General features: G+C 68.1%; 11 protein-coding genes. 4 read left to right on the top strand and 7 right to left on the bottom strand.

What is annotated here, in order from left to right; all coding sequences use genetic code 11:
- Positions 1–45: 45 nt before the first annotated feature.
- Positions 46–1989: a potassium transporter Kup gene (locus C5C17_RS08130; RefSeq protein WP_104252861.1), complete on the top strand. Its 1944-nt coding sequence runs from the start codon at positions 46–48 to the stop codon at positions 1987–1989.
- On the opposite strand, the gene C5C17_RS08125 is transcribed toward C5C17_RS08130, so the two are convergent.
- The 6 genes from C5C17_RS08125 to dhaK all read right to left on the bottom strand — a co-directional run bounded on the left by C5C17_RS08125 (position 1986) and on the right by dhaK (position 7099).
- Positions 1986–2477 (bottom strand): hypothetical protein, encoded by a 492-nt coding sequence (locus tag C5C17_RS08125; RefSeq protein WP_104252860.1) that lies wholly within the window; start codon positions 2475–2477, stop codon positions 1986–1988. The genes C5C17_RS08130 and C5C17_RS08125 overlap by 4 nt on opposite strands.
- Positions 2478–2572: 95 nt before the next feature.
- On the bottom strand, positions 2573–4051 hold the full coding sequence (locus tag C5C17_RS08120) for a flotillin family protein (protein WP_104252859.1): 1479 nt from the start codon (positions 4049–4051) through the stop codon (positions 2573–2575).
- Positions 4052–4138: 87 nt separating this feature from the next.
- Positions 4139–4606 carry an NfeD family protein gene (locus tag C5C17_RS08115; protein WP_104252858.1) on the bottom strand — a complete coding sequence of 156 codons (468 nt, stop codon included), beginning with the start codon at positions 4604–4606 and terminating at the stop codon, positions 4139–4141.
- Between the two features lie 133 nt (positions 4607–4739).
- Positions 4740–5465, bottom strand: a complete 726-nt coding sequence (gene dhaM, locus C5C17_RS08110) for a dihydroxyacetone kinase phosphoryl donor subunit DhaM (RefSeq protein ID WP_104252857.1) — start codon at positions 5463–5465, stop codon at positions 4740–4742.
- Positions 5462–6094 carry a dihydroxyacetone kinase subunit DhaL gene (dhaL, locus tag C5C17_RS08105; RefSeq protein ID WP_104252856.1) on the bottom strand — a complete coding sequence of 211 codons (633 nt, stop codon included), beginning with the start codon at positions 6092–6094 and terminating at the stop codon, positions 5462–5464. Before dhaL ends, dhaM begins: the two co-directional genes overlap by 4 nt.
- 3 nt (positions 6095–6097) lie before the next feature.
- On the bottom strand, positions 6098–7099 hold the full coding sequence (gene dhaK, locus C5C17_RS08100; RefSeq protein ID WP_104252971.1) for a dihydroxyacetone kinase subunit DhaK: 1002 nt from the start codon (positions 7097–7099) through the stop codon (positions 6098–6100).
- Between the two features lie 188 nt (positions 7100–7287).
- On the opposite strand from dhaK, the gene C5C17_RS08095 reads away from it, so the two are divergent.
- Together C5C17_RS08095 and glpK are read left to right on the top strand one after the other, a co-directional pair.
- A complete protein-coding gene (locus tag C5C17_RS08095; protein WP_104252855.1) occupies positions 7288–8073 on the top strand; it encodes an MIP/aquaporin family protein in 786 nt (261 codons plus the stop codon).
- A gap of 154 nt (positions 8074–8227) precedes the next feature.
- Positions 8228–9742, top strand: coding sequence for a glycerol kinase GlpK (gene glpK, locus C5C17_RS08090; RefSeq protein ID WP_104252854.1), 1515 nt, complete (start codon positions 8228–8230; stop codon positions 9740–9742).
- A gap of 88 nt (positions 9743–9830) precedes the next feature.
- Here glpK and trpD read toward each other — a convergent pair whose 3' ends face one another.
- Entirely contained in the window at positions 9831–10889 is a 1059-nt protein-coding gene (gene trpD, locus C5C17_RS08085; protein ID WP_104252853.1) for an anthranilate phosphoribosyltransferase, read from the bottom strand.
- Positions 10890–10995: 106 nt separating this feature from the next.
- Between trpD and C5C17_RS08080 the strand changes: the two genes are divergently transcribed.
- Positions 10996–11628, top strand: coding sequence for a heme-copper oxidase subunit III (locus C5C17_RS08080; protein ID WP_211890514.1), 633 nt, complete (start codon positions 10996–10998; stop codon positions 11626–11628).
- Positions 11629–11647 lie beyond the last annotated feature (19 nt).

Raw genomic sequence — 11647 nt, 5'->3', positions numbered from 1 at the left:
TAGTCTCCGGTCAGCGTCCCCGGAGACCGGGTCTACATTGGTCGCATGCACGATCTGCGCACCGCGCGACCCGAGGCTGCCGCCGCCTCCCACACCAGAACCAGCGGCACCCTCCTCGCCCGGTCAGCCGTGGGCGTCGCCGCGATCGGCATCGTGTTCGGCGACATCGGCACGAGTCCCCTCTACGCGCTGCGGGCGGTGTTCTCCGAGCACGACGGTGTCGTGCAGCCGAGCATCGCGCACGTCTACGGGCTGATCTCGCTCATCATCTGGGCCGTCACGCTGCTCGTCACCGTCAAGTACGTGCTGTTCGTGCTCCGCGCCGACCACGAGGGCGAGGGCGGGATCCTCGCGCTCTCAACCCTCATCGGGCGCCGCCTTCGCGGATCACGGCGCGCCATGGCCGCGACGACCCTCGTCGGCATCATCGGGGCGGCCCTGTTCTTCGGAGACAGCGTCATCACCCCCGCGGTGTCCGTGCTGTCCGCGGTCGAGGGCCTCGAGATCGCGGTGCCGGGCACCGGAGCGCTGGTCGTGCCCATCGCGCTCGTCGTGCTCGTCGGCCTCTTCGCCCTGCAGCGGTTCGGCACCGCCGGCATCGGCCGTCTGTTCGGACCGATCATGCTCGTCTGGTTCATCACCCTCGCGCTCCTCGGCGTCCCCCACATCCTGGAGCATCCCGAGATCCTCGCGGCGTTCTCTCCCCACCATGCACTCGGCTTCATCGTCAGCGAGCCGCTCATCGCCGGTGTGGCGCTCGGAGCCGTGGTGCTGGCCGTCACCGGCGCTGAAGCCCTCTACGCCGACCTCGGCCATTTCGGCCGCTCCCCCATCTCCAAGGCCTGGCTCTTCGTCGTGTTCCCGGCCCTCACCCTCTGCTACCTCGGGCAGGGCGCCCTCGTCATCGAGGACCCGACCGCCATCGACAACCCCTTCTTCCGGATGGCCCCCACCTGGGCCGTGTTCCCGCTCATCGGGCTCGCGACGCTCGCGACCGTCATCGCCTCCCAGTCCGTGATCTCGGGCACCTTCTCGGTCGCCAGACAGGCCATGCGACTCGGGTTCCTGCCGAACCTCAGCGTCAAGCACACCTCGCGTGCGTCCATCGGACAGATCTACATCCCGGTCGTCTCCACGATCCTCCTCGTGCTGATCATCGGCGTCGTCCTCGGATTCCGAACCTCGGAGAACCTGGCGGCGGCCTACGGGCTCGCGGTGACGACGACCTTCCTGCTCACGTCGTCCCTCTTCATCGTGTACCTGCGCATCGTGTGGCAATGGTCCTGGTACCGAGTGCTGATCGTGACGGTGCCGATCGTCCTGCTCGAACTGGCCTTCTTCGTCTCGGGCCTCGTGAAGTTCTTCGCGGGCGGCTGGCTGCCGCTCGTGCTGGCCGCCGCGATCATCCTCACCATGCTCACCTGGAGACGGGGCCGCGACATCGTCACGGGCAGGCGGGAGCGCCTCGAAGGCACCCTGCAGGAGCTCATGAGACGCCTCCTCGCGGATCAGCCGACGCGCGTCCCCGGCTGGGCCATCTACCCGCACGGCGGCGCCCGGACGGCTCCCCTCGCGCTCCGCCTCAACACCCGGGTCAACCATGCGCTCCACGAGCACGTGCTGCTCGTGCGCGTCGCGACGGCCGATGTGCCGCACATCCCGGAACGCGCGCGCTGTCGGATCGACGACATCGGGCCGGCCCCCGAGGGCCTCGTGCACATCACGCTGACCTACGGGTTCCTCGACCGTCGCGATGTGCCGCTTTCGCTTCGGGACGCGCGGCTCGCTGGCACCGTCTCGCAGTTCGACAACGAGAGCGCGATCTTCTTCCTCTCGCGCATCGCGCTCCGGCCCGGCCATGCGAGTGGGATGGCGACTTGGCGGGCGAAGTTCTTCGTGCTCATGTCGCGCGGAGCGTCCTCTCCCGCAGCGCAGTTCGGGCTGCCCCCGGAGCAGACGGTGGAGATCTCGCCCCAGGTGCTGCTCTAGGCTCGCTCGGCCTCCGCGCGTGCGAAGCCCGTCAGGTATGACGGCACGAGCACGGACGCCGTGAACAGCAGCGTGAGCACGAACGTGCATGTGAGGACCGTGAGCAGGTCGTACGCTCCCCCGGAGATCCAGAAGCTGCAGAAGGTCGCGCCGGCGGCCGCGAGGATCGAATGCCCGAGGGCAAGCGGCAGCACGCGCTGGCGGGTGTACGAGCGCAGTCCGGTCGACACGCCGCGCTCGGCTGCGAGCGCGGCGACCGCGCCCAGGATGCAGAGCCCGAGCATCGCGATCCAGCCGAGTAGCAGGGGCACGAAGCCGCGCTCGTCGAGCTGCAGCCGGCCGGCCTCGGTGGCCAGCGCGTAGCCGAGGAACGCTACGAGGCCGACGGCGAGCAGCGTCGGCACGAGGCGAGCGAGGACCTCGCGCTGGGTCGGCCGGAACGCCGCGAGGGAGATCGGCGGGGAGTCTTCTGCAGGGGCGGCGCTCACGCGGGTCAGTGTAGCGGCCGGAGACGACGAGACGGGGCGACCCCCAGTGGGGCCGCCCCGTCTCAGTGCACGGAACGAGAGATCGCGACTCTCGGTCAGCTGTTCGGTGTGGCGTCCCCCGTGGCCGTGCCAGAGGGCGCGAGGCCACCGTCCTTGGCGAACGAGCCGACCAGCTGCTGCAGGTCGATGCCCGTGAGCGTCTTGAGCACTTCGGTGCCCTCGCCGAGGACCGAGCCCACCGTCTTCGTGACGGCGCTCGCGCCATCCGTGGAGATGACGGTGAGCTTCTCGATGTTGCTGATCGGATCGGCCGCGGCACGGACGATCTCCGGCAGGCGCGAGATGATCTCCTGCGCGATGGCGGCTTCGCCGTACTTCTGCAGCGCCTGCGCCTTGGCGTCGGTCGCCGCGGCCTCCGCGAGACCCTCGGCCTGGATGGCCGCGGCGCGGGCGTCACCCTCGGCGCGGATACCCGCGGCGAGCGCGATCTGGCGGTCACGGTCGGCCTCACCCGAGTAGCGCACGGCGGCTGCCGCTGCCTCCGCGTCCTGGACGGCGGCGACCTTGTTGGCCTCTGCCGTGCGGGTGCGCTTGTAGACCTCGGCGTCGGTCGCCGCGTTCTCGGTGTCGCGGATGGCGTTGGCCTGCTGGACCTTCGCGTAGGCGTCTGCCTCGGCCGGCTTGCGGATCTCGATGTCGAGTCGCTCCTGCGTCACGAGCGCCTGCTCGATGAGCGCTTCGCGCTCCTGCTGTGCGACGAGTCGGTCCTGCTCGGCTCGTGCGAACTGGCCGGCGGCCTCTGCTTCCGCGTTTGCGCGGTCGGTCTCGGCCTTGATGGAGGCCTGACGCAGGCGCAGTTCCTTCTCACGCTCGGCGATGCGCTCCGAGGCCTCGATCTTCGCGAACTCGGAGACGCGAGCCGCTTCGGCTTCGCTGACCTCGGCGACCTGACGGGCGCGAGCGGACTCGGAACGACCGAGGTTCTGCAGGTAGTCGCTGCCGGGCGTGGAGATGTCGGAGATGTTGAGGAGGTCGACCTGCAGGCCCTGTTCGATGAGGTCGGCCTTCGTCTCGGACACGACGCGGTCGGAGAGGCTCTTGCGGTCGGAGATGATCTGCTCGATCGTCATGTCTCCGACGATGGAGCGAAGCGAGCCCTCGAGCGACTCGCGGATGATGTCGGTGAGCGCCTCCTGCTGGTCGAGGAATCGCTGGGCCGCGCGGCGAACGCCCTCCTCGGTGCCGGACACCTTGAAGTTGATGGACGCCTTGATGGCGATCTTGATGCGGTTCTTGTCGACGCCCTCGACCTGGATGCCGATCTGGCGCTGCTCGAGCGAGAGCGCGAAGCCCTGCTGCAGGATCGGCCAGACGAACGTGCGGCCTCCGATGACGACGCGCTGTCCCGTCATGTCGCTCTGGGCCTTCTGCCCGGCGCCGCGGCCGACGATGATGAGGGCCTCGTTCGGTGGGACGCGGCGGATGCGGGATGCGATGAAGACACCGAGGGCGAGCAGCGCGATGATGATCGCGATGACGCCGATCACGGAGACGTTGGCAGCTATCAAGTCCATATGGTCGATTTCCTGTCGTGGAGGTCGTGGATGGTCATGCTGTGGGGGTGCCGCGCCTGCCGCGTCGTCCGGTCAGCGCGGCAGGGGTCACTTGGATTCGCGTTCGACCTTGACGCGCGAGCCGAGGTGCTGCACGACTCGGATGCGCGTTCCCTGCTCGATGTCGCCATCGGCGAAGGCGAGGCGTCGTTCGATCTCGTGGGAGCCGTCGAGCGCGACTTCGCCGCTGGCGTTCGTGATGCGGGACATCGCCGTCCCGGTGTCACCGGTCACGTCGCGCGGCACGCCATCGCTGCTCTTCGAGAGGTTGCGCACGAGAAGCGCTGACCCGACGTAGGCGATCAGGCCGATGACGATCGCGACGATGTAGGCCCAGAACTGCGGGAGTCCCATGCTGTCCGTGATCGCCCCGGAGGCGCCGAAGACGACGAGGGCGACCGCGAGGCCTGGAACCGAGAGCAGCCCGCCCGCATCGACGTCGAGGATCTCCCCGAAGAACATCGAGAAGACGAGTAGTCCGAGGCCGATCGCTCCGATGATGATGAAGACGGTCATGACGGTGAGCTCCCTGGTGGCCGCGTGCGGCGGGGTGTGCCCCCGCCTGGCAATGATTCTACCGAAGGCGCGGACGCCGACGCGCGGAAACTTCTCCTCCGCGCCGGTGCCGCGTTCCGCGGTTGCGTGATCGTCAGGCTTCGCCGAAGCCGGAGCTGATGAGCTCGGCGAGTTCGCGCACGGCCTGGTCCGCGTCCCGACCGGTCGCGGTGACCTCGATCTCCTGCCCCTGTGACGCCCCGAGCGAGATGATGCGCAGGAGGCTGTCCGCATCCGCCCCGCCGATCGTGATCTCCGCCTCGAACTTCGCGGCTGCGGCGACGAGCTGAGCCGCCGGCCTCGCGTGGAGCCCCTGCTCGTTGACGATCGTGACGCGGGCGCTTGCATTCGGTGACGCGTCAGCTGGCAGAGCATCGGCCGCGCGCTCTGCAGCGGTGCCGCTCGAGGAGTCCTGACCGGGGTCCGGCGACGCGTCGCCGTCGCGCCGCCACGCTGATTCGCCCGCGGCGACGACCTCCCCCAGGGCGGCGCCACCCGCCGCGGCGACTGCCGCAGCGACGCAGCCCTCGACGAGGGGGGCGTCGACCAGCCGCACCTCGCCGGCGTCCTCGTCGAGCATCTCCAGGACGGTCTCCGCGGTCATGACCGCGGAGCCGAGGTCCGTGAAGACAGCGACGCCGTCCCCGGACTGCGCCCGCGCGACCGCGCTCTCGATCAGGTCGAAGCTCGTCCCGACACGACCATCGTCCGTGCCACCCGCCGCGATGATCGCGACGTCCTGCGCCATCTGACCGGCCAGCTCCACGATCCCCTCGGCGATGCGCGCGGAGTGAGACGCGACGACGATGCCGACGGTCACGAGGCCGCCTCGACGGCTGCGCCGAGGAGGTAGGCCGTTGACTGCGCGCCGGGGTCGCGGTGCCCAGCACTCCGCTCCCCCAGGTAGCTCGCCCTCCCCTTCCTCGCCACGAGCGGCTCGGTGGCCGCGGCTCCTTCGACGGCGGCGAACGCTGCGGCGCGCAGCACGGCAACCGCATCCTCGCCCGCGCCAGCAGCCTTCTCCGCCGCGGAGGCGGCTGGGGCCCACGCGTCGACCATGGTCTTGTCCCCCGGCTGCGCCTTGCCGCGCTGCTGGAGCCCAGCCGATGCCGCATCGACGAACGCCGCGACGTCTCCCGGCTCGAGTTCCGCCTTGCCCTTCAACGCGACGGCCCCCTTGAGGAAGGCCGTCCCGTAGAGCGGCCCGGCCGCTCCCCCGACGGTCGAGATGAGCGTCGTCGCGAGGAGCTTCAGGACGTCGGCGGGTGAGGCGCCCTCCTCCAGCGACGGCAGCTTCCCGCGCGCCGCCTGGAATCCGCGGTCCATGTTCTCGCCGTGGTCCCCGTCGCCGATGTTCCTGTCGAGATGAATCAGCTCAGTCCGGTTCTCAGCCATGGAGGCCGCGGCGAGCTCCACCCATCTGCGAGCCCAGTTTCCGTCGAGTGCCATGTTCTACCTTCCCCATCGGAGCGCCGCCGTGTGGACGGGCGCATCCCATAATTCCGTCAGTTCGTCGTCGAGTCTCAGCACGGTGATCGAGCAGCCCTGCATCTCCAGCGATGTCGTGAAGTTCCCCACGAGATGGCGGGTCACCGTGATTCCTCGTTCCCTGAGCACCTCTGCCGCCCTCCGGAACACGATGTACAACTCGATTTCGGGTGTACCGCCCATTCCGTTCACACAGAGAAGAACTTCGTCTCCCGACGCGAAAGGAAGATCTTCCAGAATCGGAGCGAGCAGACGGTCGACAATCGCATCCGCAGGCTCGATCGCGATTCGCGCGCGCCCCGGTTCGCCGTGAATGCCGATGCCGATCTCGATCTCATCCTCCCCCAGGTCGAAACTCGGCTCCCCGGCGTGCGGAACTGTGCACGCAGAGAGGGCGACGCCCATCGAGCGGGCGTTGGCGTTGACCTTCTCAGCCAATCCCGCGACGGTGTCGAGGTCGTCGCCGCGCTCAGCCGAGGCGCCAGCGATCTTCTCGACGAGCACGGTTCCCGCGACTCCCCGGCGGCCAGCCGTGTAGAGGGAGTCCTTCACGGCGACGTCGTCATCGACGATGACGCTCCGCACCTCGATCTCCTCGGCCAGCGCGAGATCGGAGGCCGTCTCGAAGTTGAGGACGTCGCCGGTGTAGTTCTTGACGATGTGGAGGACCCCGCGGCCGGAGTCGACGGCCTTCGTGGCCTCGAGGATGGGGTCTGGCGTCGGGGAGGTGAACACCGGTCCTGGAACCGCGGCATCGAGCATCCCGAACCCGACCAGCCCCCCGTGCATCGGCTCATGTCCCGATCCACCGCCGGACACGATGCCGACCTTGCCCTCGACCGGCGCATCGGCTCGGACCAGGAAAGCGGGCTCCGGGGCAAGCCGGAGAATATCCGCGTGCGCCAGCGCCATGCCTTCCAGGGCCTCTTTGACAACGTCCTTCGGATCGTTGATCAGCTTCTTCACGATCATCCTCTCGACGAGATGTTGGCGGCAGCATTGCAACCAGACCCAGCCTAGTGCCGAGGGGTTGTCACAATTCGGGGAAATTCCCGCGTAACACGCGCGTGTTAGTGCGCCCTGTGCCTAGGGTGAAGAACCGCTCAATCGCGGCACGGGCTCGCCCGTATCGAACTTCCCAGAAAGGCAATCCCGTGGATCTAGGATCGATCTTCTTGGCCGAGCTGGTGGGCACCGCAGTGCTCGTCCTCCTCGGTTGCGGTGTCGTCGCCAACGTCGTCCTCAAGGGCACGAAGGGCAACGGCGGCGGCTGGCTCCTCATCAACTTCGGCTGGGGCTTCGCCGTCTTCATCGGCGTGCTCTCCTCTGCGGCTTCCGGCGGCCAGCTCAACCCAGCAGTGACGCTGGGTCTCGCGGCCAACAGCCTCGTGAACGGCGACCCGATCGACGGAGGAGAGATCGGCCTGCGCATCCTGGCGCAACTGATCGGTGCCATCCTCGGTGCCGTCATCGTGTGGCTCGCCTACAAGCTGCACTTCGACGACGAACCCGACCCGGCCTCCAAGCTCGCCGTGTTCGCCACCGGACCGGCGAAGCGCAGCCTCGGCTGGAACACCGTGACGGAGATCATCGCGACGTTCGTCCTCGTCCTCGCCGTCATCGCCTTCACGAACTTCCCGGGCATCCTCGGCAGCGACCTCGGATCGACCGCCCCGGACTCGACGAGCCTCGGCAACCTCGCGCCGCTCGCCGTCGCGATCGTCGTCGTCTCCATCGGCGCGAGCCTCGGTGGCCCCACGGGGTACGCCATCAACCCAGCCCGTGACCTCGGGCCCCGCCTCGCGCATGCCTTCCTCCCCATCAAGGGCAAGGGCGGCAGCGACTGGAGCTACTCGTGGGTTCCGATCGTCGGTCCGATCATCGGCGGCATCCTCGCGGGTCTTGTCGGCACCGCGATCCTCCCCGGCGTCACCGCCTAGCACCCACGAGCACACCGACACGACCTCGGGGCCGGACTCCTCACAGATCCGGCCCCGAAACTGTCTGCATGACACCACCCGCGATGCTCGCGCCAGACCGGCATCGCTGTCACCACCACTGGCACATCACCATCTCTGACAAGGGAGTCATTCCGTGAGCAAGTACGTCATCGCCATCGACCAGGGCACCACCTCCTCTCGAGCCATCGTCTTCGACCACTCCGGGTCGATCGTGTCCACGGGTCAGCTCGAGCACGAGCAGATCTTCCCGCAGGCCGGCTGGGTCGAACACGACCCGAAGGAGATCTGGAACAACACGCGAGAGGTCATCGGCCAGGCGCTCTCGAAGGCGAACATCACTCGCCACGACATCGCCACGATCGGAATCACGAACCAGCGCGAGACGGCCGTGGTCTGGGACAAGACCACGGGCGAGCCGGTCTACAACGCCATCGTCTGGCAGGACACCCGCACTCAAGCCATCGTGGACCGCCTGGCCGCCGACGGCGGAGTCGAGCGCTTCAAGGACACCGTCGGTCTCCCCCTCGCCACCTACTTCTCCGGCACCAAGATCGTCTGGATCCTCGAGAACGTCGAAGGAGCGCGAGAGCGGGCCGAGGCGGGCGACCTCATCTTCGGCACGACCGACAGCTGGGTCCTGTGGAACCTGACGGGCGGCGTCAACGGCGGAGTGCACGTCACCGACGTCACGAATGCCTCCCGGACGCTCTTCATGGACCTCGAGACGCTCGCCTGGGACCAGTCGATCCTGGACGCCTTCGGCGTTCCGGCTTCGATGCTCCCCGAGATCAAGTCATCGTCCGAGATCTACGGCCACGCGAGCACGCAGTCGCTCCTCCGCGAGGTGCCGATCTCCGGCATCCTCGGCGACCAGCAGGCGGCGACGTTCGGGCAGACGGCCTTCACGTCGGGCGAGGCCAAGAACACGTACGGCACTGGATCCTTCCTCATCTACAACACCGGCGAGAAGATCGTGAAGTCCGAGAACGGGCTCCTCACGACGCTCTGCTACAAGCTCGGCGACGCGGCTCCCGTCTACGCACTCGAGGGCTCCATCGCCGTGACCGGCTCGCTGGTGCAGTGGCTGCGCGACAACCTGGGGCTCATCAGCTCGGCCCCGGAGATCGAAGAACTGGCGAGCAAGGTCGAGGACAACGGCGGAACGTACATCGTCCCCGCGTTCTCGGGCCTCTTCGCGCCGTACTGGCGACCGGATGCACGCGGCGCCATCGTCGGCCTGACGCGCTTCGTGAACAAGAACCACATCGCGCGAGCGGCTCTCGAGTCCACGGCGTACCAGACGCGCGACGTCCTCGAGGCGTCGAACGCCGACTCCGGTGTGCCCCTCGCCGAGCTCAAGGTCGACGGCGGCATGGTCGCCAACGACACGCTCATGCAGTTCCAGGCCGACATCCTCAACACCGACGTCGTTCGCCCTGTCGTCACGGAGACCACGGCGCTCGGCGCCGCCTACGCGGCCGGTCTCGCAGTCGGGTTCTGGAAGGACCTCGACGAGGTCTCCGCCAACTGGCAGGAGGACAAGCGCTGGACCCCGCAGATGCCGGAAGAAGAGCGCGAGCGTCTCTACCGCAACTGGAAGAAGGCCGTCTCGAAGACCCTCGACTGGGTCGATGAGGACGTCTCGTAGCCCACGAGGCACAGCCAACACGGCCGAGGCCCTCAGCAGCATCTGCTGAGGGCCTCGGCCGTTCTCAGTGGTCCTGACCCTCGTCCGGTCAGGCGGAGCGTGTCGCGGCGACCCAGGCGTCGAGCGTCTCGATCGCCCGCCCGCTGTCGATGCTCGCCGCTGCGTCCACGATCCTGGCCGACAGCCGCTCCCGAAGGGGCCGCTCCGCCGCCTCGGGATTCTGGGCGAGGTCGTAGGCGACGAGGCCAGCGGCGGCGTTGAGCAGCACGATGTCACGGACGGCACCGTGCCGCTTCCCGGACAGGACGTCGCGGGCGATCCCCGCGTTCTCCTCTGGCATGCCGCCGAGGAGCTCGTGCATGTCGTACGTGCCGAGGCCGACATCGCGGGGGTGGAGGTCGTGCTCCGTGATCGCGCCGTTCGAGACCTCCCAGATGTGGCTGTATCCCGTGACGCTCAGCTCGTCGAGCCCATCGTCGCCTCGGAACACGAGTGCCGTCGCACCACGCGTGCGGAACACGCCCGTGATGAGAGGGATCGCGGCCTGGCGCGCCACGCCGACCGCCGACGCCTCCGGTCGTGCGGGGTTCGTGAGCGGGCCGAGCAGGTTGAACACGGTGGGGACCCCGAGCTCGCCGCGCACCTTGCGCGCGTGCCCGAATCCAGGATGGAACTGCGCCGCGTACACGAACGTCAGGCCGACCTCCTCGAAGATCCGCTTCACGCGGACCGGGTCGGCCGTGTGCACGGCGCCGAGCGCCGAGAGGACGTCGCTCGAACCCGACTTCGCGCTGGACGCACCGCCACCGTGCTTCACGACCGGCACCCCGGCACCGGCGCAGACCATGGACGACATGGTCGACACGTTGACGGTTCCGACCATGTCTCCGCCGGTGCCGACGATGTCGAGCGCCATCGGAGGCACATCGAGGGGCACCGCGTGCTCGAGGATCGCGTCCCGGAAGCCGACGACCTCCTCGACCGTCTCCCCCTTCGCACGGAGCGCCACGAGGAACGCCGCGAGCCGAGCCTCGCTCACCTCACCCGCCATCACCTGGCGCATCGCCCACGTCGCCTGCGCGACGCTCAGGTCCTCACCGCCAAGCAGCTTCTCGAGCAGTCCGGGCCAGGTCTCGGTCGAAGTCATGCAGGAAACGATAGTCGTCCACCACCCAGGCACACCTAATCGGACGCGACCCGCCGGTCGGGGCCGCCTTGTCTCGGGAGCCTGGGAAATCGGTCATAATGGTCAGGTGACTGCTGCAACCTCCGCTCAGGCCGTGCACACGGTCCATCGCCCCAATACGACTGCCATCGGCGTCATCGTTTGGCTTGGGAGCGAAGTGATGTTCTTCGCTGGGCTCTTCGCGATCTTCTTCACCCTGCGCTCGATGGCGCCGGAGCAGTTCGCCGAAGGCCACAGCGTGCTGAACGTCCCCTTCGCGACCATCAACACGCTCATCCTCGTGAGCTCGTCGTTCACGTGCCAGTTCGGCACGTTCGCGGCCGAGCGCGAGCAGGCGCGTGCGACCGGCAAGAGCCCCAAGCACTGGGGTGCCATCGAATGGTTCTACCTCACGGTCCTCCTCGGCGGCATCTTCGTCGCGGGCCAGGTCTGGGAGTACGCCACGCTCGTCAGCGAGGGCTACGTCCTCAACCTCAACGCGTACACGAGCGCCTTCTACATGACGACCGGCTTCCACGGCCTGCACGTGACCGGCGGACTCGTCACGTTCCTCCTCGTCATCGGCCGCATGTACTCGGCCAGGCGCATGGGCACCCGTGAGGTCAGCAGCGCGCTGGGCATCTCCTACTACTGGCACTTCGTCGACGTGGTCTGGGTTGCCCTCTTCTTCGTCATCTACCTGCTGCCCTACTTCTCGTAGCCCGATCCTGGAGAACACC

Origin of the sequence: Pseudoclavibacter sp. RFBA6, from assembly GCF_002931575.1 — a bacterium.
GTDB lineage: Bacteria > Actinomycetota > Actinomycetes > Actinomycetales > Microbacteriaceae > Pseudoclavibacter > Pseudoclavibacter terrae.
The sequence above is the reverse complement of the archived record's forward strand: the minus strand, read 5'-3'. Positions and strand labels throughout refer to the sequence as shown.

Excerpts from the sequence above, each read along its gene's own strand:
- C5C17_RS08115 (WP_104252858.1), bottom strand. The coding sequence starts at position 4,606 with ATGACCGTCTTCATCATCATCGGAGCGATCGGCCTCGGACTACTCGTC.
- C5C17_RS08120 (WP_104252859.1), bottom strand. The coding sequence starts at position 4,051 with ATGGACTTGATAGCTGCCAACGTCTCCGTGATCGGCGTCATCGCGATC.
- trpD (WP_104252853.1), bottom strand. The coding sequence starts at position 10,889 with ATGACTTCGACCGAGACCTGGCCCGGACTGCTCGAGAAGCTGCTTGGC.
- C5C17_RS08130 (WP_104252861.1), top strand. The coding sequence starts at position 46 with ATGCACGATCTGCGCACCGCGCGACCCGAGGCTGCCGCCGCCTCCCAC.
- dhaL (WP_104252856.1), bottom strand. The coding sequence starts at position 6,094 with ATGGCACTCGACGGAAACTGGGCTCGCAGATGGGTGGAGCTCGCCGCG.